The sequence below is a fragment of the Stenotrophomonas sp. 220_Sma genome (genome assembly GCF_056487375.1).
Window position 1 is genome coordinate 807,354 of sequence record NZ_CM151348.1, and the last position, 22,677, is coordinate 830,030.

Consider the following 22,677-nt stretch of genomic DNA (forward strand, 5'->3'; position numbering starts at 1 on the left):
GCGGACCTGTGGATGTGTAGCTCGACTGCGCCAGAAGCAGCCGAGCATGGGCTCCGCTCTACAATTGCGGCATGTTTTCCCAAACCGAACCCTCCCTGCGCCAGATCGTGGCCGAGGCCAGTGCCCGCCTCGGCGGCGTCGAGGCCCGCCACGAGGCCGAACTGCTGCTGCTGCATGTGCTGGAGCGCCCGCGCAGCTGGCTGTTCGCGCATGCCACCGATCCGCTGGCCGCCGCCGACCTGGCCGCCTTCGAAGCGTTGCTGGCCCGCCGCGTGGCCGGTGAGCCGGTGGCCTACCTGACCGGCCGCCGTGGTTTCTGGACGCTGGACCTGGAGGTCGACCCGGCCACGCTGATCCCGCGTCCGGAAACCGAGCTGCTGGTCGAGCTGGCGCTGGAGCGGCTGCCGCCAGACCAATCGCTGCAGCTGGCTGACCTGGGCACCGGCAGCGGTGCGATTGCACTTGCACTGGCCAGCGAACGGCCCCAAGCGCAGGTGCTGGCTACCGATGCCAGCCCGGGCGCGCTGGCCGTGGCCGCGCGCAATGCTGCGCGCCATGAACTGCGCAACGTCCGCTTCGCCGAGGGCGGGCACGACTGGTATGCGCCACTGCAGGGTGCACGCTTCGACCTGATTGCCAGCAACCCGCCATACATCGCCAGCGACGACCCGCATCTGGAGCAGGGCGACCTGCGTTTTGAACCGGCTACCGCGCTGGCCTCCGGCGTGGAGGGGCTGGATGACATCCGCCGCATCGTCGACGGTGGCCAGGCCCATCTGCTGCCCGGCGGTTGGCTGCTGATCGAGCACGGTTGGGATCAGGGCGCGGCGATCCGCGCGCTGTTCGACGCCGCGGGTTTTGCAGAGGTGCAGACCGTGCAGGACCTGGAACAGCGCGACCGCATCACCCTGGGCCGGTGTCCGGCCTAGAATGGAGGTTCTCCTGCCCTGGCAGGGCATCACCCTGGAGCTGCAAGCATGCGTACGCTGTACCCCGCCATCACCCCCTACGACGTCGGCACCCTGAAGGTCGACGACCGCCACACGCTGTACTTCGAACAGTGCGGCAACCCGGATGGCAAGCCGGTGGTGATGCTGCACGGTGGCCCGGGCGGTGGTTGCAGCGACAAGATGCGCCAGTTCCACGACCCGTCCAAGTACCGCATCATCCTGTTCGACCAGCGCGGTGCCGGCCGTTCCACCCCGCACGCGGACCTGGTGGACAACACCACCTGGGATCTCGTCGCCGATATCGAGAAGCTGCGCGAGCACCTCAAGGTTGATCGCTGGCAGGTGTTCGGCGGCAGCTGGGGTTCGACCCTGGCGCTCGCCTATGCCGAAACCCACCCGCAGCGCGTGACCGAACTGGTCCTGCGCGGCATCTTCATGCTGCGTCGCTGGGAACTGGAATGGTTCTACCAGGAAGGCGCCAACCGCTTGTTCCCGGATGCGTGGGAGCACTACCTCAAGCCGATTCCGTCGGTGGAGCGTCATGACCTGATCTCGGCCTTCCACCGCCGCCTGACCAGCCAAGACGAAACCACCCGCCTGGAAGCGGCCAAAGCCTGGGCGGTGTGGGAAGGCGCGACCAGCTTCCTGCACGTCGACGACGACTTCATCAACAGCCACGAAGACCCGCACTTCGCGCTGGCCTTTGCCCGCATCGAGAACCATTACTTCGTCAACGGCGGCTTCTTCGAGGTGGAAGACCAGCTGCTGCGCGACGCGCACCGCATCGCTGACATTCCCGGCGTGATCGTGCACGGCCGCTATGACGTGGTCTGCCCGCTGGCCAACGCCTGGGACCTGACCAAGGTGTGGCCGAAGGCGAAGCTGGAAATTACGCCGGCTTCGGGCCACTCGGCGTTCGAAGCCGAAAACGTGGACGCGCTGGTGCGCGCCACCGATAGCTTCGCCTGATCGGTAACGCCGGGCCATGCCCGGCGCTACCGGCCCTCATCTGCGCATGGCGTGGATCTACCGCAGCCTGGTAGTGCCGGCCGCTGGCCGGCAAACCTGAGACGGTTGGATTGCTGGAGACGCCGGCCAGCGGCCGGCGCTACCACTGCCCGGCCAGCAACGCGTCGGCCAGTACCTGCAGCTTTGGCGAGCATTGCCGCGAGGGCGGATAGATCAGTGACAGTGCACGGCTGCGGCCTTCAAACGGCTGCAGCACGCGCTGCAGGCGGCCATCGGCCAACGCATCGGCCACGGCGAAATCCATCACCTGCACGATGCCGATACCGGCGATGGCCGCTTCCACCAGCGGATCGCCGCTGTCGAACACCATCCGCGTCGGCGGCGTGAACTCGCGCAGTTGCCCGTCCTGCAGGAACTGCCAGTCCACCAGCCGGCCACTGCGCAGGTTGCGCACCGCCAGGCAGGCATGGTCCTGCAGCGCGGCCACATCGTCCGGTGCGCCGCAACGGGCCAGATAGGCGGGGCTGGCCACCGTCACCCAGCGCAGCGGTCGCAAGGGCCGCGCGACGATGCGCTGGTCGGCGATGACGCCGGTGCGCAGCGCGGCATCGAAGCCTTCCTCGACCAGATCGACCAGACGGTCGCTGAGCACCGCTTCCACCTGCAGCTGCGGATGCTGCTGCAGCAACGGCGCCAGCATCGGCACCAGCACCTTGCGCCCGAACATCGACGGCGCACTGATCTTCAATGTGCCCGAGGGCGTGCACGGGCGGTCGGCCAGTTGCCGTTCGGCATCGTCCAGGCCGGCCAGCAGTGGTGCCACCTGTTCCACGAACTGGCGGCCATCCGGGGTCAGCGCCACGTTGCGGGTGTTCCGCTGCAGCAGCTTCACCCCCAGCGTGGCTTCCAGCCTTCCGATCGCGCGCGACAGGCCGGACTGGCTCAGGCCCAGTTGGCCGGCGGCCACGGTGAAACTGCGGGCTTCGGCCACCTGCACCAGCATGCGCACCGCATTGAGGTCCATCGAGGCTCCATTCATGCCGAAAATCATGACAGATATTGTCGGGGAGGGGTTTATTGATTGGCTCGCATCAATGAGACTGCGCTCCCCCACCGCACCAGACTGCCGATGCCTCCCCTCAAATACCCGCGCTGGGCGCTGACCCTGCTGGCCACCGCCCAGCTGATCATCGCCCTGGATGCCACCATCATCTTCGTTGCCCTGCATGACATGGGCCGCGCGCTGCAGATCAACGCGCAGCAGCTGCAATGGGTGGTCAGTGCCTACACCGTGGCCTTCGGCGGCAGCCTGCTGCTCGGCGGGCGCGCCGCCGACCTGATCGGCCGCCGCCGCTTCTACCGGCTGGGCATGCTGCTGTTCGCGCTGGCCTCGCTGCTCGGTGCGCTGGCGCCGAACGCCACGCTGTTGATCATCGCGCGCGCCGCACAAGGCGTCGGGGCGGCGCTGCTGTTCCCGGCCACGCTGGCGCTGATCAACACGCTGTACGCCGAAGGCCCGGTACGCAATCGTGCGCTGGCGATCTGGAGCATGGCCAGCGCGGTGGGCCTGGCGCTGGGCACGCTGCTCGGCGGCGTGCTGACCCAGGCGTTCGGCTGGCCGGCGGTGCTGGCGGTGATCGTGCCGCTGGCCACGGCGTGCGCGGTCGCGGCCGGTACATGGCTGCCGGCCGATGGTCCACGCATGCAGGGCCGTTCCTTCGATCTGGCCGGTTGTCTCACTGTCACCGCCGGCGGCAGCCTGCTGGTCACCACCCTGGTGCAAGGGCCGGAGTGGGGCTGGACGGCGCCGGCTACGCTCATCTGCCTGCTGCTTTCAGCCGTACTGTTGACGGTGTTCGTACAGATCGAAAAGCGCAGCCGTGACCCGCTGATGCAGTTTGCGCTGCTGCGCCTGCCCGGCCTGCGCGCGGCACTCGGCCTGACCTTCGCCTTCATGAGCAGCTATGGCGTGCAGTACTACTTCATGGCGCTGTATTTCCAGGATGGCTATGGTTGGAGCCCGCTGCAGGCGGGGCTCGCATTCCTGCCGGCGACGGCGGTATGCACGGTCGGCATCCAGCTGGCCGAGTGGGCGCTGAAGCGCTGGAGTGCACGCAAGGTGTTGGTGCTCGGCCAGCTGGCCGGCGCCGTTGGCATTGCCTGGATTGCGGCAACGCTGCCGCATGCCTCGAACTTCTGGCCGCTGCTGCCGGGCGTCGTTGTGCTGAGCATCGGTCAGGGCATGACCTGGACCTCGATGTGGATCGTGGCCGGGCAGGGCGTGCCGGCTGCACAGCAGGGTGTCGCATCTGGCATGGCGGCAACCGCGCAGCAGATCGGCGGTGCCCTGGGGCTTGCAGTGCTGGTGATGGTGGCCAATGCCGGCGCCGGCGTTGCAGGCTCGCCCAGTGCGCTGGCCGGGCTGGTCCGTGCCGAGTACGGCGCCGCGCTGTTCGCCCTGTTCGGCGTGGTCATCGCGCTGGGCCTGCGCCCGGCACCGGTAGACTGCAGTTCCCTTGATGGACAGGCCAACAACGCATGATCGAACTGCTCGACCTGCAACAGACCCTGCACGCGTTCGCTGCCTGCAATGATGACTACGACGTATCCCTGTCCTTCGGCTGGGTGTACGCCACCGACGGCGAGCCGATGCAGGCGCGCTTCTGGTTGCCGCCCGATGAGGAAGCCGCCTTTGATGACGACGACGAGGTGCCGGCCGAGGCGCGCGCGCTTGGGCTGCGCGAGTATCTCGAACCTGGCAACTTTGCGGGTGTGCTTTTTGTACAGAAGCGCCAGCGTCCGCTATCCACTGTGGAGGAGTACGCAAAGGCTCTGGAGCACTACTGCGAGCACGACGCGTTCCTGGAAGTAGAAGGTGTCGACGAAGCGCTGGGGGAAGCTACGGAGGCTGACCGACTGGCCGCGCGCTATGCCGGTGTTGGGGCGGACATCTTTACGTCGTTCGACCTGTGGTTGCTGGCGTGCGGAGATGAACAGCTGAAGGCCACGGCGCAGGCCGTGGCGCACCAGCACGAGGTGCCGGTGGGTGAAGCGCTGGCACGCTGCCGTGCGTTGCCCCTGCTGCTGGGGCAAGCCCTGGATCGCAACCGCGCGCAGGCCATCAAGGATGAATTCGAAGCCATCGGCGCGACCGTACAGGTGTACGGCTTCAAGCCGTTCCCGTGGATGGACGCGCCCGTATTGCGTTGAACAACACCATCCACGCATGGCGTGGATCTACTGGGGTATCGCGAGTAGATCCACGCCATGCGTGGATGGGATCATGCCAGGGCCAGCAACTGCGGCTGCAACGCGCTGAAGATCCGCGCCAGCCGCTCCGCCCATGCCAGCTGCCCGGCGGCATCGGCGATCAGATCCTGGCGGATCTCCAGTTCCACGTGCACCAGCCCGCGGCCTTCGCCATGCACCGGCACCGCGTAGTCGCTGGTGCTGCTGACCGAATAGGGTTCGTTGTCACCCACCACCAGGTCGCCTTCGTCGCGCAGTGCCTGCAGCAGTGCATGCGCAAAGCGCGTGTCCTGGTGGTACAGCACGCCGGCATGCCACGGCCGCTGCGTGCCGTTCATCGCCGGGGTGAAGCTGTGCATCATCACCAGCAGGGTGGGGCGACCGGCATCGCGGCGTGCGTCCAGTTCGGCGTCGATGCGTGCGTGGTACGGCGCATGGATCGCATCAATGCGCTGTTGCCGCTGCGCCGCCGACAGACCGGCATTGCCCGGGACCACGGTGTGGTCGCTCACCTCCGGAATCAGCGTCGGCGAGGCCAGTGGGCGGTTGCAGTCGATCAGCAGCCGCGAATAGGTCTGTTCGATTGCCCAGGCATCCAGCCGTTCGGCCAGTGCGCGGGTGGTGCCGGCAATGCCGATGTCCCAGCCGATGTGGCGATCCAGTTCGACCTGCGGCAAGCCCAGGCCGGCGAGGGCACGCGGCACCTGCTGGCCGGCGTGGTCGGCCAGCAGCAGGTACGGCGACGCGCCCTGCGCCCGGTGGATCGCGTAGATTGCCGGATCATCGGCGCCAAGGAGCGCCGGCAGTGCATGCAGGTCGGCGTCAGCCACGCGGGCGCCCGTCCAGGTGGTGCTCGATCATCCACAGCCCGGCCCACAGCTTGGCATCCAGCTCGTAGCCTTCGCCCATCTTCTGCACCAGCCACGCCGCCGCCTGCGCGCGCGGAATCTCGTGCACGGTGATGTCCTCGCTGTCATCGCCGCCACCTTCGCCGATCCGACGCAGGCCGGTGGCGCGTACGAAGGCGATCTTCTCGCTGCTGGCGCCGGACGACGTCGGGCCGATCATCAGCACTTCGGCGTGATCGGCGGTCCAGCCGGTTTCTTCTTCCAGTTCGCGCACAGCCGAGACTTCGATCGACTCGCCGGCATCGATGTCGCCGACCAGGCCGGCCGGCATCTCGATGGTCGCGGCCTGCAACGGCACGCGGAACTGCTCGACGAACAGCACCTTGTCCTCCGGGGTGACGGCGATGATGATCGCGGCCAGGCCACCGGCGTGGGTACGTTCGCTGTATTCCCAGGTGCCGCGCACCAGCATCCGCTGGTACTTGCCTTCATAGACGACACGCGGGGCTTCGGTGTTGCGCTGGCTCATGCGGGCTCGCCGGAATTGGAAAAGGATGGAGTGGGAACGGGGTCGGCCACGCCGGCGGCATCGAACAGCCGGCGGCGGGTCATCGGGCCGAAGCGCAGGGTCTGGCACAGGCCACCGAGCAGCTCCGGGTCGGCGGCTTGGCGCAGCAGCCCAGGCTGGCTGCCCTCCAGCGGCGCGTCCAGCGCGATGGTGGTCAGCTGGCGCCAGAGCTGGGCGTGCTCGCGCTGCTCGCGCAGGCGCACCGCCATCTGTGCGGCGCCGCGCAGGCGCAGGAACGGCACTTCGTCCAGGCGTTCGTACAGCGCATCCATGCTGCCGAAGTGGGCCAGCAGCACGGCGGCGGACTTGCTGCCGACGCCACTGACGCCGGGAATGTTGTCCACGGCGTCGCCGCACAGCGCCAGGTAATCGGCGATCTGGTGCGCGTGCACGCCGTGCCGCGCCTTTACGCCCGCCACGTCCCAGCGTTGGTTGCGCGCGTAGTCCCACTGCTCGTCGTGGTCGAGCAGCAGCTGCGACAGGTCCTTGTCGGCGGAGATGATCACCCCGCGATGGCTGCCACGGTGCACGTGCAGGGCGCTGCCGATCAGGTCGTCGGCCTCGTACTCGTGGTGGGCCAGGACGGCCAGGCCGAGTGCCGCGCACAAGGCCTTGCAGTGCACGAACTGGCGCTTGAGCGCTTCCGGTGCCGGGTCACGGTTGGCCTTGTAGGCCGGATACAGGCGATGGCGGAAGCCGCTGTCCAGTGCTTCGTCGAAGGCGATGGCGATGTGCTGCGGACGCTCGCGTTCGAGCAGATCGAGCAGGAAGCGGGCGAAGCCGTGCACGGCGTTGGTCGGCCAGCCCTGCGCGTCCTGGAACTGGTCTGGCAGCGAATGCCAGGCGCGGAACACGTAGATGCTGGCATCAACCAGGTACAGCGACGGCGACGGAGCCGGCAGGGTCATGCCGGCGGCGTCCAGTCGCGCAGCAGGGCCACCGGGTCGGGGCGCTCGCGCTCGGGCACGGCGGCCTTGGGTGTACCGATGTGGATGAAACCGGCGATCCGCTCGCCCTCGGCCAGGCCCAGATGGGCCTGCACGACTGGATCGAAGGCCATCCAGGCGGTCAGCCACTGCGCGCCGAAGCCCAGCGCCTGCGCGGCCTGCAGCAGGGCGAAGCAGACGCAGCCGGCGGTCATCAGCTGTTCCTGCTCGGGCACCTTCGGGTCTGGCCGCGGGCTGGCCACCACCACGATCACCAGCGGCGCATGGCTGAAACGCTGGCGGTCCTTCTCGAATACTGCCTCGCCCGCATGCGGGTCGCGCTGGCGGCTGCGCTCGGCCAGGAAGTCGCCCAGAGTGTGACGTGCATCGCCGGCGATCTTCAGGAAGCGGAACGGTACGCGCTTGCCGTGGTCGGGCACGCGCACGGCCGAGGCCAGCATGCGCTGCAGGGTGGCTGGATCCGGTCCGGGCTCGCCCAGTTGCCGCGAGGGCACCGAGCGGCGGGCATCCAGGGCAAGCAGGGCAGCGGGGTCGGGCATGGAGTCTGAACCGGTCATCACGGGTGTTTGATTATAGTCGGGGTGGTCAATGACGCCGTCTGTGTCGCGTCCCGCCCCTGAATATCAAACTGTGATGAACATCATGCCACTGGCGGGAAAGGGACGACCGCTTCCTCTCGCCTCGTGGGCCTCGCACGGCTTACGATATCTATCTTGCCGGGCCGCCGGTCATGAGGTTTGAAGTGAGGACTGTTTCACTGTCCGTGACGGGCTGGCCGGCCTACCATCGACGTACCGGCACATGGGGTGTGCCGGCCGTCGCGATGTCCATGCTGTCTGTCGTACCAGAGAAGGTGGGGAGCCTTCCCGAATGATGAGCGCGCCCACACCGATGGGATCGCCGGGCCGTGACCCGGTCCAGCTTCAGCGTGCCCGGGACATGGTCCTGCCGGCGCTGTGCCAGGCGTTCGGGGCCGCACTGGCGCGTTTCGACGATGCACTGTTCGACCGCGCCGGCAATGCTGGCTCGTCGCAGCTGCTGTTCCTGGATGCGATGCGCGAGCTGCGCCGTCGCCGTGAGGACATCGCCGCCGCCTTCGCCGGCCACCTGCAGCGGGCCTGGGATGCACTGGCCAGTGGCGAGCCGTTGTCGGCCGAAGCCACCCTGTCCGGGCCGGCCGAGGATGGCCTGAGCCTGCTGGCTGAACATGTACTGGAATCGCGGCTGGCGGTGCGCAATTTCGCCACCGTGCTGCTGCGTGACTTCAAGCCGGTGCTGGCGCGGCTGGACCGCCGCCTCGGCCGCCTGATCGGCGGCGCCGAGCTGGATGCCGATCACAACCCGGTCAGCCCCGAACACCTGGGCGTGGCCATCCATGAGGCCTTTGCCGGCTGCGAACTGGCGCCGGAAGTGCACCTGGTGCTGATCAAGCTGTGCGAGCGCGACCTGCGCGCGCCGGTGGGCCGCATCTACGAGAAGCTGGACGAGCAGCTGGCCGCCGCTGGCGTGATGTCGCAGATGGGGGCGCCGCGGCGTCCATTGTCGGCCGCGCCCGACCCGCGCATGGCGCCCGGGTCGGACGATCTGGTCGAGCCGCGCCACGCGGCGGGCTTCGAATCCGAATTCACCGATGATGAACAGGCCGCGCCGGCCTGGGCACAGCGCTTCGCTGCGCGCTGGTCCGAGCGCCGTGGCCACATGCAGCAGCACCTCGGGAGCGAGGATGCCGGCAACGGCGAGGCGTATGCCGGCCAGCAGGGAATGCTGCTGGAGGCCCTGCATGAGCTGCTGCAGCAGACCCGTCATGTCCGCGAGGACGCCACCTCGGCCGCGCAGGTCGCAGTTGGCCAGCACCGCCCGTTGAGCCAGCGCGAGATGATGTCGGTGCTGTCGCTGCTGCAGGCCACGCCCAGCGCCACCCTGCGTGCGGCCATCGGCGAGGACGGCGAATCACTGGCGCAGCGGCTGAAGAGTGAAGTGCTGTCCAGCGCCACCCGTCTCGGCGTCGATCCTGGCCAGACCCGGCTGGACCCGCAGGACGAAGATGCGATCGATCTGGTCGGCATGCTGTTCGACGTGATGCTGGACGAACGCGAACTGGAAGGTCGCTCGCGCGAGCTGATCGGCCGCCTGGTGGTGCCCTTCGTCAAGGTGGCGATGCTCGACCGCCGCATGTTCGTGCAGAAGACCCACCCGGCCCGCAAGCTGCTCAACTCGCTGGCCGAAGCCTGCGAGGGGAATACCGGCGAAAGCCAGGCCGAGCGCATGCTGATGGCCAAGGTCGAGGAAATCATCGAGCGCCTGGTGGCTGAGTTCAACGAGAACCTGGCGATCTTCCTGACCCTGGAAGAAGAATTCCGCGAGTTCCTCGTGCAGCACCGCCGCCGCGTGGAAATCGCCGAGCGCCGCGCCGCCGAAACGCAGCGTGGCCAGGAAAAGCTGGAAATGGCCCGTACCCGTGCCGGTGCCGAGCTGGACCGCCGCATCGGCGATGCCACCCTGCCGCCGGCCATCGCTGAGTTCCTGCGCCAGCCGTGGCAGCACCACCTGACTCTGGCGCTGCTGCGCGAGGGCGAGGAGGGCGCGTCGGTGGCCGAGGCACTGAGCCTGGCTGACGGCCTGCTGGAGGAAGTGGCCGAGGCCCGCCGCCAGATCGTCGGCAAGCCGTGGCTGCAGGCCTGGCAGCCGGTGCTGGCCAAGGTATTTGCCAGTGTCGGCGTGCACGGCGATGCCGCCACCGGTGCCATCGACGCCCTGCACGACACCCTGCAGGGCATTGCGGAATCGCGACCGGAACTGCAGCGCGCGCTGCCGGAGCTGCCGCAGGTGGCGCTGCCGACCCCGCCGGTGGCCGAATCGCCGGCGGTGGAGTTGAGCGGGCAGATCGATGCCGATGATTTCGACAACGCCGACGCCGATCGCTTCCGTCGCATGGAGATCGGCAACTGGCTGGACTTCGTCGACAAGGACGGCAAGGTGCAGGCCGGCAAGCTGTCCTGGGTCAGCCCGATTTCCTCGCGCCTGCTGTTCGTCAACCGTCGCGGCGTGCGCTTCTGCGTGGCTTCGCCGGAAGAACTGGCGGTGATGGTGCGGCTGGGCCGCCTGCGCGCCCACGTCGACGATGGCGCCTTCGACAGCGCGATGCAGGGTGTGATCGATCGGCTGGACCCGGGCAGCGCAACACTGCACTGAGCCGTGGCCGCCTGCTAGGATCGGGAAAACTCACCGATCAGCGGGGACCTGCATGGCCGTGGCGTTGCTGGGGATCAAGGAGACCGCGCCGGGCGAACGGCGCGTGGCGTTGACGCCGGAAACCGCGCGCAAGCTCGGTGCCTTGGGCATCACTGTCTGGTATGAGGCCGGCGCCGGTCTGGCGGCGGGATTTACCGATGCTGCCTATGACGACGCCGGTGCACGTGTGTTCGATGTAGGTCGCTGGGCCGAGATCGATATCCTGCTGTGCGTGCAGGCACCGCCGGTGGCGGTGCTGGAGCAGCTCAAGCCCACTGCCAGCGTGGTCGGCCTGCTGACCCCGGCCAGCGATCCGGCGCTTGCGGCATTGGCCGCTGGCGACCGCCTGCACCTGTTCCCACTGCAGCAGCTGCCGCGCACCACCCGCGCGCAGGCGATGGATGTACTCAGCTCGCAGGCCGGCATGGCCGGTTACAAGGCGGCACTGATCGCGGCCGAGCGTGCGCCGCGTTTCTTCCCGATGCTGACCACCGCCGCCGGTACCGTGCGCCCGGCCAAGGTGCTGGTGATCGGTGCCGGTGTGGCCGGTCTGCAGGCCATCGCCACCGCGCGTCGTCTCGGTGCACAGGTGGAAGGTTTCGACGTGCGCCCGGAAACCCGCGAGCAGATCCAGTCGCTGGGCGCGCGCTTCCTTGATCTTGGTGTGAGTGCAGCCGGTGAAGGCGGCTATGCGCGTGCGTTGACCGATGAGGAACGCGCCGAGCAGCAGCGCCGGCTGGCCGACCACCTGCGCAGCGTGGATGTGGTGATCTGCACGGCAGCGGTACCGGGGCGACCGGCGCCGACGATCGTGACTGCCGCGATGGTGGAAGGCATGGCCACCGGCAGCGTCATTGTCGATCTGGCGGCAGAGAGCGGCGGCAACTGCGCACTGACCCAGCCGGGGCAGTGCATCGAACATCAGGGCGTGACCATCGATGGCCCGCTGGGCCTGGCCAGCCGCGGCGCGACCCAGGCCAGCGAGATGTACGCGCGCAACCTGCTCAACTTCGTCGCCTTGTTCGTGCGCGAAGAGGAGCTCAGTTTCGACTGGGACGACGAGTTGCTGGCGAAGACACGCTGGCAGGCGTGAGTGACATGGGGTCAGATCCCTTTGCCGAAGGCAAAGGGATCTGACCCCGTTCGCCGGGGCGTTACCGCGGCTTCGCCGGCGGCGGGTTGTCGCGCACCCAGTCCTTGCGTTGTTCCGGCGTCATCTGCGACCAGCGCTCGCGCAGGGCGTCGCGCTGTTCCGGCGGCATGTTCCGCATCTGACCGAACAGGGCCCGGGCCTGCTCACGCTGTTCCGGGTTCATGTGCTCGAAGCGGCGCAGGCCACGGCGGGCCTTGTCGCGCTCCTCCGGGCTCATCGACTGCCAGCGCTGGCCATGCGAAAGCATGCGCTGGCGCTGGCCGGCATCGGCGCTGTTCCAGCGGTCGCGCAGCGGCGCCAGCAGGGATTCGCGCTGCGCTTCGCTCAGGTGTTCCCACGCCGGCAGCGGTGCGGCCGGCGCAGGGCGTGCGGCAGGGGCGGGCGCGGCGCTCTGCGCCAGTGCCGGGAAGGCCGGCAGCAGCAACAGGGTCATCAGCAGGGGCAGGGTGTGCAGTCGGGACATGATTCACTCCATCGCCAGGTCGGTATCGCCCAGCCACAGGTACAGATCGGGATTTTCGTCGTAGAGCGCGCTGTTGTCTTCCGCCGAGGCAAGCACAGGTGCCGGCGCAGGGCCCGTCAGGGTGCCGTGGCCGGTGAACTGCAGGCCGATACCCAGTGCCACCACCAGGGAACAGGCACTGGCCAGCCACCAGCGCCAGCGCCCGCGATGGGCGGCCGTGGCGCCGTGGCGAGCCTGGCGCAGCCGGGCCAGCGTTGCCGGCGACAGCGCGTGCAGCGACTGCGCGTGCAGGCTGCGCAGGGTGTCATCGGAAGGCAGGGAGCGGTTCACGGGTGGGTCTCCAGATAATCCTGCAGCGCCTGGCGGGCGCGTGCCAGATGGGTTTTTACCGCGCCTTCGCTGCAGCCCATGGCGCGGGCGGTGGTGGCCCCGTCCAGGTCCTGCAGCACGCGCAGGGTGAAGGCCTCGCGCTGGCGGGCGGGCAGGCGGCGCAACGCGTCCACCAGCTGTTGGTACTGCTGGCGCTGTTCGTGCGCCTGTGCCGGGTCCGGGCCGGGGTCGGCCCAGTCGATCTCGCCGCCGTCGGCGTCCTGGTTGTCGCGCCAGAACGGCAGTCGGAAGCGGCGCCGGCGCTGCACGTCGATCACGCGCCGGCGCAGGATGCTCCAGAACAGCGGGGCCCATTCGGCAGCCGGCTTGTCGGCGTAGTCCAGCATGCGCAGCAGCGCGTCCTGCACCGCGTCCATGGCGTCTTCGCGCTGGCGCAGGCCGGCCTCGGCGAAGCGGAACGCGCGCGGGCCAACACTGGCCAGGAACGCCTCCAGCGACGCCGGCAGGGCATCGGTCTCGGCGCTCGGGGGGACGGGGCTGCTCACCAGCACAGGGTACGGTTCCTCGCTCGGGGTCACCATCGACAACGCGTGAGCGCGGCTTCGGTTGACGCCGGGCGCGCACCGGGTTCAGCCCATGGTTATGATGGGACGACGAAGACAGAGCAGGAGCGTTGCCGGTGAGTGACGGGTTCGTAGCGCTGTACATCTTCATGCTGGCAGCCATCGCCGGCCACGTGATCATTTCGCGGGTGCCGGTGATCCTGCATACCCCGCTGATGTCGGGCTCCAACTTCATCCACGGCATCGTGCTGATCGGTGCAATGGTGGTGCTGGGGCACGCGCAGACACCGCTGGAGAAAGCCCTGGGCTTCCTCGCCGTGGTGCTTGGTGCCGGCAACGCCGCCGGTGGCTACGTGGTCACCGCGCGCATGCTGGAAATGTTCAAGCCGAGCGCGCCCAAGGGCGGCAAGGACGAGCCGAAGGAGCCGCAGGCTTGAACATCAGCACCGTCGAACTGCTCGATTGGCTGGTCAAGGCCAGCTACCTCGTCGCCGCCACGCTGTTCCTGCTGGGCCTGCAGCGCATGGCCTCGCCGCTGACCGCGCGCAGCGGCATCCGCTGGGCCGGGCTGGGCATGCTGCTGGCCACGGTGGCGACGTTCTTCCTGCCCGAACTGCATAACGTGCCGCTGATCCTGGTGGCGCTGCTGCTTGGCGCGGGCCTGGCCTGGTGGTCGGCCGGCAAGGTTGCCATCACCGACATGCCGCAGATGGTGGCGCTGTACAACGGCATGGGCGGCGGCTCGGCCGCGGCCATCGGTGCAGTGGAACTGCTGCGCTACGCCTTCCTCGCCAACCGTGATACCAGCCACTGGAGCGCACAGGCGCTGGCCGACCTCGCTGCCCGCCAACCCTCGGACATGGTGCTGCTGCTGGCGGTGGTCGGCGCGGCCATCGGTGCGGTGTCGCTGTCCGGCTCGGTGATTGCCTGGGCCAAGCTCGATGGCCGCCTGGACAAGCGGGTGACCTGGCCGGGCCAGCAGGTGATGAACCTGCTGGTGGCACTGGCGGTGGTGGTGCTGGCGATCATCGCGGCCAGCACGCTCAACACCTGGGCGATCGTCGCGTTCTTCGTGCTGGCACTGGCACTGGGCGTGCTGATGACGCTGCCGATCGGTGGCGCCGACATGCCGGTGGTGATCTCGCTGTACAACGCGTTCACCGGCCTGGCGGTGTCGTTCGAAGGCTATGTGCTGGGCAACGAGGCGCTGATCATCGCCGGCATGATGGTCGGCGCGGCGGGCATCCTGCTGACCCGGCTGATGGCCAAGGCGATGAACCGGCCGATCCGCAACGTGTTGTTCTCCAACTTCGGCGGCGGCGCCGGCGGCGAAGCGCAGGCGATCACTGGCGCGCAGAAGCCGATTGAAGCGTCGGACGTCGCGGCGATGATGGCCTACGCCGAACGCGTGGTGATCGTGCCCGGTTATGGCATGGCGGTGGCGCAGGCCCAGCACAAGATCTGGGAGCTGGCGCAGCGGCTGGGCCAGCGCGGGGTGAAGGTGAAGTTCGCGATCCACCCGGTGGCTGGGCGCATGCCCGGGCACATGAACGTGCTGCTGGCCGAAGCGGGTGTGCCCTACGACCTGATCGCCGACATGGACGACATCAACCCGGAATTCGCCAACACCGATGTGGTGCTGGTGATCGGGGCCAACGACGTGGTCAATCCGGTGGCGCGTACCGACCCGGCCAGCCCGATCTACGGCATGCCGGTGCTGGATGTGGTCAACGCGCGCAACGTGGTGGTGATCAAGCGCGGCAAGGGCACCGGTTTTGCCGGCATCGAGAATGCGCTGTTCTACGCCGACAACACCCGCATGCTGTACGGCGATGGTGCGGAAGCGGCGGCCTCGCTGGTGAGCGAACTGAAGGCGCTCGACGGCGGGCATTGAGCGGCGGCTGCATCGGGTTGGTGCGGATCTTGGTCCGCACGCATTTGCCGGCCAGCGGCCGGCACTACCCCCATCCACGCATGGCGGCTGTGCCCGGTAGGTGCGGACCCTGGTCCGCACGCTTCTGCCGGCCAACGGCCGGCACTACCGAATCCACGCGTGGTGGTTGCATCGGGTAAGTGCGGACCTTGGTCCGCACGCTTCTGCCGGCCAGCGGCCGGCACTACCGAATCCACGCGTGGTGGTTGCATCGGGTAGGTGCGGACCTTGGTCCGCACGCTTCTGCCGGCCAGCGGCCGGCACTACCTGCCGGTGGGTCAGCGCGCCAGCCAGGCGCCCACGGCCAGGCCCAGGGCCAGCCACAGCCATTCCATCGCGCCATTGGCGAGGGTGATCAGGGTCCAGGCCAGGTGCGGGCCCATCCGCAGGGTGGCGTCCCACAGGTCCAGCCCGATCGAGCCGCCCATCCACGCGCTGGCGATGGCCCAGTTGGCCACGGCCGCCACCAGCACGGTGCCCAGCACGACCAGGGCGATGCGCAGCCGGCCCGGGCCCAGCGTGCCCATGCGCAGCATGAACACCAGTTCCAGGGCGGTCAGTACCGCCATCCAGCCGACCTGCCGGCCGGTCATCAGCGCCAGCATCATCCAGGCGAGGGGAGCAACAAGCAGACCCAGCAACAGCATGATGGGCCAGAGCCAGGTCACGGTCCTGGCACGCGCGGCATTGGAGGACATCGAAGCTCCCTGAAGATCACCCACAGGATACTGTGGTTTGCCGCAGTGCACCGGCGGCGGCAGGGCGGCTGGGCTAGAATGCCGTCTTGCGTGGCCTTGGCCACGGCCCCATATCGGTCCCCATGTATTCCCGTAGCAGCGAACCTGTCCACTTCGAACGCGATTGCGAGGCCGTGATGGTCCCGCAGGGCGACACCGTGACCCTGCCCGCCGGCAGCTATGGGTACATCACCCAGGCGCTGGGCGGCAGTTATTCGGTGTTCGTCGAGGGCAACCTGTTCCGCATCGCCGGCAAGGACGGCGACGCCATCGGCAAGGAGGCACCGGCACCGCTCGAGCTGCCGGCTGACGCCACCGATGAACAGGTGGAACAGCTGGTGTGGCAGCAGCTGCGCACCTGCTTTGATCCGGAAATTCCGGTGAACATCGTCGAACTGGGCCTGGTTTACGAGGTCGAGATCAAGCACCTGGACGAAGGCAAGCGCGAGATCGACGTGAAGATGACCCTGACCGCACCGGGTTGCGGCATGGGTGAGATCCTGGTCGACGACGTGCGCAGCAAGCTCGAAATGATCCCGACGGTGGCCGAGGCCGACGTCGACCTGGTGTTCGACCCGCCGTGGAACCAGCACATGATGTCCGAGGCGGCCCGGCTCGAGACCGGCATGCTTTGACCCACGGCCCGCAGTGACGCGGGCCGGGCATTACCCGCAACCAGAACAGGAAATCTCCGGTGTCCCAGTCCATTCCCAGCTTCGCCGTCACCCGTTCGGACCACCCGCGCAGCGCTGAAGAGCGCGCCCAGATCCTGGAGAAGCCGGGTTTCGGCCTGCACTTCACCGACCACATGGTGGAAGTGCGCTGGGACAAGGACACCGGCTGGCACAACGCCAACGTGCGCGCCTACGGTCCGCTGCAGCTGGACCCGGCCGCGGCCGTGCTGCACTACGGCCAGGAAATCTTCGAGGGCATCAAGGCCTACCGCCATGCCGACGGTTCGATCTGGACCTTCCGCCCGGATGCCAACGGCCGTCGCCTGCAGCGTTCGGCGCAGCGCCTGGCGCTGCCGGAACTGCCGGTGGAGATCTTCGTTGAATCGCTGAAGCAGCTGATCGCCGTCGACAGCGCCTGGGTGCCGTCGGCCGATGAGTCGAGCCTGTACTTCCGTCCGTTCATGATCGGCGACGAAGCTTTCCTCGGCGTGCGCGGCGCGCACAAGGCCGGCTACTACGTCATCGCCAGCCCGGCCGGCCCGTACTTCGCCAAGGGTGTCGCCCCGGTGTCGATCTGGCTGTCCACCGAATACGCACGTGCAGCCAAGGGCGGCACCGGTGCCGCCAAGTGCGGTGGCAACTACGCGGCTTCGCTGCTGCCGCAGCAGAAGGCGCAGGCACAGGGCTGCTCGCAGGTGCTGTTCCTCGACCCGGTCGAGGGCAAGTACCTGGAAGAACTGGGTGGCATGAACGTGTTCCTGGTCTACAAGGACGGCACGCTGGTTACCCCGCAGCTGTCGGGCAGCATCCTCGAAGGCATCACCCGCGAGAGCATCCTGCAGCTGGCCCGCGACCGCGGCATGAAGGTCGAAGAGCGCAAGGTCAGCATCGACGAGTGGAAGGACGGCGTTGCCTCCGGCGAGATCGCCGAAGTGTTCGCCTGCGGTACCGCGGCGGTGGTCACCCCGATCGGCCAGCTGAAGGGCGAAGGCTTCTCGGTGGGCGACATCAACGCACCGGCCGGCGAAGTGACCATGTCGCTGCGCAAGGAACTGACCGACATCCAGTACGGCCGCCTGCCGGACCGCCACAACTGGCTGGTCAAGCTGGGCTGATCGCCCGCGTTGAACCGGTAGCGCCGGGCCATGCCCGGCGGCGCTTCTTGAAAGCCCGTCCCAGTGACGGGCTTTCTGCGTTGTGGGCCCGCCCGTCGACCGCAGCAGGCGGCGCTTGACGCAAATAGGTTTGCACTGCAAACTAAATTCAAGCGACCCCGATGGAGCGTGTCATGCAGCAGCCGTCCGTCATTGATCCTTCCTCGCGCCTGCAGGCGCTGACCCGTGAATATTCGCGGTACTCGCGAAGTGCCGGGGGCCTGTCGGCGATGGCAGGCGGCATTGCCTGCCTGGCCTCGTTCCTTGCCGGCGCGCTGCTGCCGACCACCCTGGCGCTGCGCATCGTGCTGATTGCCGTGCCGGTGCTGTGGATCGTCGGCAAGCAATGGCTGGCACGCCGTTACTACCAGCGGCTGGGCCAGGTCGAGGAGCAGGTCACGCCGGTCGAGCGCAATTTCCAGCGCTTCTTCATTGCCTTCACCGCGCTGGTAAGCGTGCTGGTGATCGGCAGCGTGCTGACCCGGCTGGCGCCGATGGGCGAGCTGCCCTGGGACCTGCGCGCCATCGGTTACCTGGCCGTGGTAGCGCTGCTGCCCTGGGTGGTGTGGCGCTGGCTGCGTACACCGCTGGAGTTCATCGTGGGCGTGTTCCTGTTGTGCCAGGCCGCGCTGGCCTTCACCGGGCAGACGTATGGCTTCGGCCCGAGCACGGCGGTGTTCCCGCTGGCATCCATCGCACTGATCGTGGTCGGCTGGCGTGACCACCAGCGCTTCCACCGGCTGCAGGTAGAGATGCGCGCGTTCATGGCGGCGCGGACGAACGCCGAATGACCCAGCTGCCTGACTCCAGAGCGCTGCTCCAGCTCGACCGCTTGATCCACGAGCCGGCACGCCTGCTGATCCTGTCGATCCTGGCAGGTGCCGAATCGGCCGAGTTCGGTTTTGTCGAACATCTCAGCGGGTTGAGCAAGGGCAACCTGTCCAGCCATCTGAGCAAGCTGGAGGCTGCTGGACTGGTCGCCATCGACAAGTCGTTCCGCGGCAAGCGCCCGCTGACCACCCTGCAGTTGACGCCGATGGGCCGCACTGCCCTGGCCGAGTACCGCACACAGCTGGCGGCGATCGTTGCCGGCATTCCCGATCCGGATCGAAAGGACGCCTGACATGACATTGCTCCCGCGCCTGTTTGCAGTTCTGGTTGTTTCCTTCTCTGCCCTCATCGGCGCGGCTGCGGCTGCAGATCCGCGCCAACAGGGAGCTGCGCTGACCACGCAGTTCTACGAAGGGCACATCGACGCACTGTGGGAACGGATGACGCCGCAGATGCAGGCGGGGCTGCAGTCCCCGCAGAACCTGGTGGCGCTGCGCGAGCAGGTGCTGGCGGGCTGGGGCGCAGAAACCGAGCTGGTCAGTGAGAAGGTCGAGAAGGTTGATGGATTCGACACCTATCTGCGGCAGGCGCGCTTCGCCAGGAGCCCGGACCTGATCCAGGTGCTGTGGGCCATCGATGCCGACGGGCGGATTGGCGGCTTCTACATCCGCCCGCTACAGACCACGCCGCCGCAGGCCGCAGCGAGCGGGTTCCTCGACTACCAGACCCGCACACGGCTGCAACTGCCGTTCGACGATGAGTACTTCGTGTTCTGGGGCGGGCGCAGTGTCGAACAGAACTACCATGCGGCCCATGCCGGCCAGCGCTTCGCGCTGGATCTGCTGGTGGTCCGCGATGGCCGGTCGCACCGTGGCGATGGCCTGCGCAACGATGATTACTACTGCTTCGGTCGCCCGATCCTCGCGCCCGCCGACGGCACGGTGGTGGAGGTGATCGAGGGTGTCGCCGACAACGTGCCGGGCCAGATGAATGCCGCCCAGCTCACCGGTAACCGCGTCATCCTCGACCACGGCAACGAGGAATACTCGGTGCTGGCGCACCTGCGCCAGGGCAGTGTGCGTGTGGCGCAGGGACAGGCTGTCCGCAGCGGCGCGCACCTCGGTGACTGTGGCAACAGCGGCAACTCCTCCGAGCCGCACCTGCACTACCAGCTGCAGGCCGGGCCCGTGTTCGGTGTCGGCGAAGCGCTGCCGGCACAGTTCTCCGGTTACGTGGCCGATGGCCAGCCGGTTGCACGTGGCGAGCCGGTCAAAGGTCAGCGGATCCGGCCGGCGCGCCTCCCTCAGGCAAAGTAGTCAGCGCGTCCGACGCGATGGGCAGGCACGCCGCGGGCACACTGCGCCTTCGTTGGTGTCAGCAGTGGACGCCGATGTCGGCAAAGTCATCGCAGGACACGTGATGACCCAGTCAGGTGCGTGCAGGGCAGGAGAAAGTTCCTTCACCTTCACAAACCCTCGACCCGAAAAGTCTCAGAACGAACATTTCATCTTGCTGAAAAGACGCTGAAAATCTTGTGGTGTCCGGTTTTGGTCATTAGCGTCATCTGCACGGCGGATCGTTAGGGGGATCCGCTGGCTCGCCGGACTTCGAACCTCGCCAACGCAAGCCAGCCCAGGGTTCGGGCCGGTGCTTCTGCCGATTCCGGCATTCACACCACAAGAAAGGGAAATACGATGTCCCAGGTAACGCAACCGCGTGTGCGTCGAGTGTGGGTGGTCCTTGGTGCGTCCGTTCTGTCATCGCTGCTGCTGGCCACGCCTGCGCTGGCCGGTGATGTCCAGCTCAGCGGCCTGCAGTCCGCACAGACCCACCAGCGTTTCATCGTGAAGTACCGCGACGGCAGTGCGCCGGTGGCCAACACCACCGCACTGGCCTCTTCGCTGAAGAGTGCCGCCGCCGGCCTGGCCAGCAGCCAGGGCCGCGCGCTGGGCCTGCAGCAGGTCCGCAAGCTGGCCGTCGGCCCGACCCTGGTCAAGACCGATCGTCCGCTCGACCAGGCCGAATCCGAGCAGCTGATGCGCAAGCTGGCCGCCGACCCGAACGTGGAATACGTTGAAGTCGACCAGATCATGCGTGCCACCCTGACCCCGAACGACACCCGCTTCAGCGAGCAATGGGGCTTCGGCACCTCCAATGCCGGCATCAACATCCGGCCGGCCTGGGACAAGGCCACCGGCACCGGTGTGGTCGTGGCGGTGATCGACACCGGCATCACCAATCACGCCGACCTCAATGCCAACATCCTGCCGGGCTACGACTTCATCAGTGATGCGGCGATGGCGCGCGACGGCAACGGCCGCGACAACAACCCGAACGATGAGGGCGACTGGTACGGCGACAACGAGTGCCAGGCGGGCTACCCGGGTTCGAACTCCAGCTGGCACGGCACCCACGTGGCCGGCACGGTAGCGGCGGTGACCAACAACAGCACCGGCGTGGCAGGTACTGCGTTCAACGCCAAGGTCGTGCCGGTGCGCGTGCTCGGCAAGTGCGGCGGTTACACCTCCGACATTGCCGACGCGATCGTGTGGGCGTCCGGCGGCAGCGTCAGCGGCGTGCCGGCCAATGCCAATCCGGCCGAGGTCATCAACCTCTCGCTGGGCGGCGGCGGCAGCTGCTCGACCACCTACCAGAACGCGATCAATGGCGCTGTCGGGCGTGGCACCACCGTGGTGGTCGCCGCCGGCAACAGCAACACCAACGTGTCCTCGTCGGTGCCGGCCAACTGCCCGAACGTGATCGCAGTGGCGGCCACCACCTCGGCCGGTGCGCGTGCCAGCTTCTCCAACTATGGCAACGGCATCGACATCTCGGCACCGGGCCAGGGCATCCTGTCCACCCTCAACAGCGGCACCACCACCCCGGGCAGTGCCAGCTACGCTTCGTACAACGGCACCTCGATGGCGGCACCGCACGTGGCCGGCGTGGTCGCGCTGATGCAGTCCGTAGCCCCGAGCCCGCTGAGCCCGGCGCAGGTGGAGAGCATCATCAAGAGCACTGCACGTCCGCTGCCGGGCGCCTGCTCGGGCGGCTGCGGCGCCGGCATCATCGACGCCGACGCGGCCGTGGCTGCGGCGATCAACGGTGGCGGCCCGAACCCGGGTGGCAACGTCCTGCAGAACAACGTTCCGGTCACCGGCCTCGGCGCTGCCAGCGGCGCTTCGCTGAGTTACACCGTGAACGTTCCGGCCGGCAGCACCCAGCTGCGCGTGGCGATCAGTGGCGGCAGCGGTGATGCCGACCTGTACGTGCGCCAGGGCAGTGCCCCGACCGATACCGCCTACACCTGCCGCCCGTACCTGAGCGGCAACAGCGAGACCTGCACCATCAACAGTCCGGCTGCCGGCACGTGGTATGTGCGGGTGAAGGCCTACAGCACCTTCTCGGGCCTGACTCTCAACGCCCAGTACTGAGCCCAAGCCCCTCTCCATGGGCACGCCCCGGCTCCGGCCGGGGCGTTTTTGCATGGGGACGCGCGGTGATACGAGCCGCCGCGTCGTGGTAGGTGCCGACCTTGGTCGGCACGCTGTTCCTCAGACCGATTCGAAGCGGTTCGCGGCCACGTTCTTGCGCACGTGCTGCGGGTCGAAAATCCGCCCGTTCATCGCGATGTACACGCCGCTCGGCAGCGACTGCACCGCACCGATCGCGCAGCCGATGTTGAACTCCGCATCCGAGCCGCGGAAACGCGCCGGGCTCAGCGCGCCGGTCATCACGATGGTCTTGTCCGGGATCGTCGCCAGCACCTGGCCGGTCTGCACCATCGAATCGGTGCCGTGGGTCACCAGCACGTGGCGGGTCGGCTGCGCGGCGATGGTGGCGCGGATCAGTTCGCGGTCCTCATCGTTGATGTGCAGCGAATCCTTGCGCAGGATCGGAATCACGTTGAAGCGGAACGTCACGCCCAGCTCGCGCAGGATCATGCCGATCTGGGGGTCGCCGATCTGGTAGTCCGACTTGTCGTCGAAGTAGATCTTGTCGATCGTGCCACCGGTGGTGACGACCAGGAGCTCTTCCATCATGTGCATGCGCGAAACCAGGACAGGTACAGCGGCG

The 22,677-nt window shown here is 67.8% G+C and carries 24 protein-coding genes; 14 read left to right on the forward strand and 10 right to left on the reverse strand.

Annotated elements, in window-relative coordinates; all coding sequences use genetic code 11:
- Positions 1 to 71: 71 nt before the first annotated feature.
- A complete protein-coding gene (gene prmC, locus ACZLIB_RS03760; RefSeq protein ID WP_478469209.1) occupies positions 72 to 929 on the forward strand; it encodes a peptide chain release factor N(5)-glutamine methyltransferase in 858 nt (285 codons plus the stop codon).
- A gap of 48 nt (positions 930 to 977) precedes the next feature.
- Positions 978 to 1,919, forward strand: a complete 942-nt coding sequence (gene pip / locus ACZLIB_RS03765; protein WP_180838380.1) for a prolyl aminopeptidase — start codon at positions 978 to 980, stop codon at positions 1,917 to 1,919.
- 139 nt (positions 1,920 to 2,058) lie between these two features.
- On the opposite strand, the gene ACZLIB_RS03770 is transcribed toward pip, so the two are convergent.
- On the reverse strand, positions 2,059 to 2,943 hold the full coding sequence (locus ACZLIB_RS03770) for a LysR family transcriptional regulator (protein WP_100437925.1): 885 nt from the start codon (positions 2,941 to 2,943) through the stop codon (positions 2,059 to 2,061).
- A gap of 105 nt (positions 2,944 to 3,048) precedes the next feature.
- Here ACZLIB_RS03770 and ACZLIB_RS03775 point away from each other — a divergent pair, with 105 nt between their 5' ends.
- Both ACZLIB_RS03775 and ACZLIB_RS03780 read left to right on the forward strand, forming a co-directional pair.
- The gene (locus tag ACZLIB_RS03775; RefSeq protein ID WP_478469211.1) at positions 3,049 to 4,461 is read left to right on the forward strand and encodes an MFS transporter; all 1,413 of its coding nucleotides are present in this window, start codon (positions 3,049 to 3,051) and stop codon (positions 4,459 to 4,461) included.
- Positions 4,458 to 5,129, forward strand: coding sequence for a DUF7716 domain-containing protein (locus ACZLIB_RS03780; protein WP_032130092.1), 672 nt, complete (start codon positions 4,458 to 4,460; stop codon positions 5,127 to 5,129). Before ACZLIB_RS03775 ends, ACZLIB_RS03780 begins: the two co-directional genes overlap by 4 nt.
- Before the next feature lie 71 nt (positions 5,130 to 5,200).
- Here ACZLIB_RS03780 and ACZLIB_RS03785 read toward each other — a convergent pair whose 3' ends face one another.
- Genes ACZLIB_RS03785 through ACZLIB_RS03800 form a run of 4 tightly spaced genes read right to left on the reverse strand, consistent with a single transcriptional unit; the run spans position 5,201 to position 8,070 of the window.
- Positions 5,201 to 5,998, reverse strand: a complete 798-nt coding sequence (locus tag ACZLIB_RS03785; RefSeq protein ID WP_478469213.1) for an N-formylglutamate amidohydrolase — start codon at positions 5,996 to 5,998, stop codon at positions 5,201 to 5,203.
- Entirely contained in the window at positions 5,991 to 6,545 is a 555-nt protein-coding gene (locus tag ACZLIB_RS03790) for an NUDIX hydrolase (RefSeq protein ID WP_478469214.1), read from the reverse strand. Before ACZLIB_RS03790 ends, ACZLIB_RS03785 begins: the two co-directional genes overlap by 8 nt.
- Positions 6,542 to 7,492 (reverse strand): 5'-3' exonuclease, encoded by a 951-nt coding sequence (locus ACZLIB_RS03795; protein ID WP_478469215.1) that lies wholly within the window; start codon positions 7,490 to 7,492, stop codon positions 6,542 to 6,544. Before ACZLIB_RS03795 ends, ACZLIB_RS03790 begins: the two co-directional genes overlap by 4 nt.
- The gene (locus tag ACZLIB_RS03800; protein WP_478469216.1) at positions 7,489 to 8,070 is read right to left on the reverse strand and encodes a nitroreductase family protein; all 582 of its coding nucleotides are present in this window, start codon (positions 8,068 to 8,070) and stop codon (positions 7,489 to 7,491) included. The genes ACZLIB_RS03795 and ACZLIB_RS03800 overlap by 4 nt, the downstream gene beginning before the upstream one ends.
- Before the next feature lie 331 nt (positions 8,071 to 8,401).
- On the opposite strand from ACZLIB_RS03800, the gene ACZLIB_RS03805 reads away from it, so the two are divergent.
- Positions 8,402 to 10,723, forward strand: coding sequence for a DUF1631 domain-containing protein (locus ACZLIB_RS03805; RefSeq protein WP_478469217.1), 2,322 nt, complete (start codon positions 8,402 to 8,404; stop codon positions 10,721 to 10,723).
- Positions 10,724 to 10,775: 52 nt separating this feature from the next.
- On the forward strand, positions 10,776 to 11,855 hold the full coding sequence (locus tag ACZLIB_RS03810; protein WP_478469218.1) for an NAD(P) transhydrogenase subunit alpha: 1,080 nt from the start codon (positions 10,776 to 10,778) through the stop codon (positions 11,853 to 11,855).
- A gap of 61 nt (positions 11,856 to 11,916) precedes the next feature.
- On the opposite strand, the gene ACZLIB_RS03815 is transcribed toward ACZLIB_RS03810, so the two are convergent.
- Genes ACZLIB_RS03815 through ACZLIB_RS03825 form a run of 3 tightly spaced genes read right to left on the reverse strand, consistent with a single transcriptional unit; the run spans position 11,917 to position 13,289 of the window.
- Positions 11,917 to 12,378 (reverse strand): DUF3106 domain-containing protein, encoded by a 462-nt coding sequence (locus tag ACZLIB_RS03815; RefSeq protein ID WP_049463518.1) that lies wholly within the window; start codon positions 12,376 to 12,378, stop codon positions 11,917 to 11,919.
- Positions 12,379 to 12,381: 3 nt separating this feature from the next.
- Complete coding sequence (locus ACZLIB_RS03820) at positions 12,382 to 12,708, reverse strand: hypothetical protein (RefSeq protein WP_032130086.1); 327 nt, start codon at positions 12,706 to 12,708, stop codon at positions 12,382 to 12,384.
- Positions 12,705 to 13,289, reverse strand: a complete 585-nt coding sequence (locus ACZLIB_RS03825; RefSeq protein WP_080356593.1) for an RNA polymerase sigma factor — start codon at positions 13,287 to 13,289, stop codon at positions 12,705 to 12,707. The genes ACZLIB_RS03820 and ACZLIB_RS03825 overlap by 4 nt, the downstream gene beginning before the upstream one ends.
- Before the next feature lie 98 nt (positions 13,290 to 13,387).
- On the opposite strand from ACZLIB_RS03825, the gene ACZLIB_RS03830 reads away from it, so the two are divergent.
- Positions 13,388 to 13,708, forward strand: a complete 321-nt coding sequence (locus tag ACZLIB_RS03830; protein WP_005408173.1) for an NAD(P) transhydrogenase subunit alpha part 2 — start codon at positions 13,388 to 13,390, stop codon at positions 13,706 to 13,708.
- Positions 13,705 to 15,165 carry an NAD(P)(+) transhydrogenase (Re/Si-specific) subunit beta gene (locus ACZLIB_RS03835; protein ID WP_478469219.1) on the forward strand — a complete coding sequence of 487 codons (1,461 nt, stop codon included), beginning with the start codon at positions 13,705 to 13,707 and terminating at the stop codon, positions 15,163 to 15,165. Before ACZLIB_RS03830 ends, ACZLIB_RS03835 begins: the two co-directional genes overlap by 4 nt.
- Before the next feature lie 317 nt (positions 15,166 to 15,482).
- Here ACZLIB_RS03835 and ACZLIB_RS03840 read toward each other — a convergent pair whose 3' ends face one another.
- Entirely contained in the window at positions 15,483 to 15,902 is a 420-nt protein-coding gene (locus tag ACZLIB_RS03840; RefSeq protein ID WP_049399978.1) for a hypothetical protein, read from the reverse strand.
- A gap of 122 nt (positions 15,903 to 16,024) precedes the next feature.
- Here ACZLIB_RS03840 and sufT point away from each other — a divergent pair, with 122 nt between their 5' ends.
- From sufT to ACZLIB_RS03870, 6 genes are all read left to right on the forward strand, one after another.
- Positions 16,025 to 16,576, forward strand: a complete 552-nt coding sequence (sufT, locus tag ACZLIB_RS03845) for a putative Fe-S cluster assembly protein SufT (RefSeq protein WP_005415385.1) — start codon at positions 16,025 to 16,027, stop codon at positions 16,574 to 16,576.
- 59 nt (positions 16,577 to 16,635) lie between these two features.
- The gene (locus tag ACZLIB_RS03850; protein ID WP_010481775.1) at positions 16,636 to 17,730 is read left to right on the forward strand and encodes a branched-chain amino acid aminotransferase; all 1,095 of its coding nucleotides are present in this window, start codon (positions 16,636 to 16,638) and stop codon (positions 17,728 to 17,730) included.
- A 173-nt stretch (positions 17,731 to 17,903) separates the two neighbouring features.
- On the forward strand, positions 17,904 to 18,560 hold the full coding sequence (locus tag ACZLIB_RS03855; RefSeq protein WP_049463522.1) for a hypothetical protein: 657 nt from the start codon (positions 17,904 to 17,906) through the stop codon (positions 18,558 to 18,560).
- Entirely contained in the window at positions 18,557 to 18,892 is a 336-nt protein-coding gene (locus tag ACZLIB_RS03860) for a transcriptional regulator (RefSeq protein ID WP_012510131.1), read from the forward strand. Before ACZLIB_RS03855 ends, ACZLIB_RS03860 begins: the two co-directional genes overlap by 4 nt.
- Position 18,893: 1 nt before the next feature.
- Complete coding sequence (locus ACZLIB_RS03865; protein ID WP_164080373.1) at positions 18,894 to 19,916, forward strand: M23 family metallopeptidase; 1,023 nt, start codon at positions 18,894 to 18,896, stop codon at positions 19,914 to 19,916.
- 378 nt (positions 19,917 to 20,294) lie between these two features.
- Positions 20,295 to 22,034, forward strand: a complete 1,740-nt coding sequence (locus ACZLIB_RS03870) for a S8 family peptidase (RefSeq protein WP_004144921.1) — start codon at positions 20,295 to 20,297, stop codon at positions 22,032 to 22,034.
- A 120-nt stretch (positions 22,035 to 22,154) separates the two neighbouring features.
- Here ACZLIB_RS03870 and ACZLIB_RS03875 read toward each other — a convergent pair whose 3' ends face one another.
- Positions 22,155 to 22,640, reverse strand: coding sequence for an asparaginase domain-containing protein (locus ACZLIB_RS03875; protein ID WP_032130424.1), 486 nt, complete (start codon positions 22,638 to 22,640; stop codon positions 22,155 to 22,157).
- Between the last annotated feature and the right edge of the window lie 37 nt (positions 22,641 to 22,677).

What these genes read in the sequence shown, in the direction of transcription:
- ACZLIB_RS03795 (WP_478469215.1), bottom strand. Translation starts at nt 7,492, where the DNA reads ATGACCCTGCCGGCTCCGTCGCCGTCGCTGTACCTGGTTGATGCCAGC.
- ACZLIB_RS03860 (WP_012510131.1), top strand. Translation starts at nt 18,557, where the DNA reads ATGACCCAGCTGCCTGACTCCAGAGCGCTGCTCCAGCTCGACCGCTTG.
- ACZLIB_RS03815 (WP_049463518.1), bottom strand. Translation starts at nt 12,378, where the DNA reads ATGTCCCGACTGCACACCCTGCCCCTGCTGATGACCCTGTTGCTGCTG.
- ACZLIB_RS03805 (WP_478469217.1), top strand. Translation starts at nt 8,402, where the DNA reads ATGATGAGCGCGCCCACACCGATGGGATCGCCGGGCCGTGACCCGGTC.
- ACZLIB_RS03780 (WP_032130092.1), top strand. Translation starts at nt 4,458, where the DNA reads ATGATCGAACTGCTCGACCTGCAACAGACCCTGCACGCGTTCGCTGCC.
- ACZLIB_RS03875 (WP_032130424.1), bottom strand. Translation starts at nt 22,640, where the DNA reads ATGGAAGAGCTCCTGGTCGTCACCACCGGTGGCACGATCGACAAGATC.
- pip (WP_180838380.1), top strand. Translation starts at nt 978, where the DNA reads ATGCGTACGCTGTACCCCGCCATCACCCCCTACGACGTCGGCACCCTG.
- ACZLIB_RS03800 (WP_478469216.1), bottom strand. Translation starts at nt 8,070, where the DNA reads ATGCCCGACCCCGCTGCCCTGCTTGCCCTGGATGCCCGCCGCTCGGTG.
- ACZLIB_RS03790 (WP_478469214.1), bottom strand. Translation starts at nt 6,545, where the DNA reads ATGAGCCAGCGCAACACCGAAGCCCCGCGTGTCGTCTATGAAGGCAAG.
- ACZLIB_RS03810 (WP_478469218.1), top strand. Translation starts at nt 10,776, where the DNA reads ATGGCCGTGGCGTTGCTGGGGATCAAGGAGACCGCGCCGGGCGAACGG.
- ACZLIB_RS03855 (WP_049463522.1), top strand. Translation starts at nt 17,904, where the DNA reads ATGCAGCAGCCGTCCGTCATTGATCCTTCCTCGCGCCTGCAGGCGCTG.
- ACZLIB_RS03825 (WP_080356593.1), bottom strand. Translation starts at nt 13,289, where the DNA reads ATGGTGACCCCGAGCGAGGAACCGTACCCTGTGCTGGTGAGCAGCCCC.
- ACZLIB_RS03840 (WP_049399978.1), bottom strand. Translation starts at nt 15,902, where the DNA reads ATGTCCTCCAATGCCGCGCGTGCCAGGACCGTGACCTGGCTCTGGCCC.
- ACZLIB_RS03865 (WP_164080373.1), top strand. Translation starts at nt 18,894, where the DNA reads ATGACATTGCTCCCGCGCCTGTTTGCAGTTCTGGTTGTTTCCTTCTCT.
- sufT (WP_005415385.1), top strand. Translation starts at nt 16,025, where the DNA reads ATGTATTCCCGTAGCAGCGAACCTGTCCACTTCGAACGCGATTGCGAG.
- ACZLIB_RS03775 (WP_478469211.1), top strand. Translation starts at nt 3,049, where the DNA reads ATGCCTCCCCTCAAATACCCGCGCTGGGCGCTGACCCTGCTGGCCACC.
- prmC (WP_478469209.1), top strand. Translation starts at nt 72, where the DNA reads ATGTTTTCCCAAACCGAACCCTCCCTGCGCCAGATCGTGGCCGAGGCC.
- ACZLIB_RS03870 (WP_004144921.1), top strand. Translation starts at nt 20,295, where the DNA reads ATGTCCCAGGTAACGCAACCGCGTGTGCGTCGAGTGTGGGTGGTCCTT.
- ACZLIB_RS03770 (WP_100437925.1), bottom strand. Translation starts at nt 2,943, where the DNA reads ATGGACCTCAATGCGGTGCGCATGCTGGTGCAGGTGGCCGAAGCCCGC.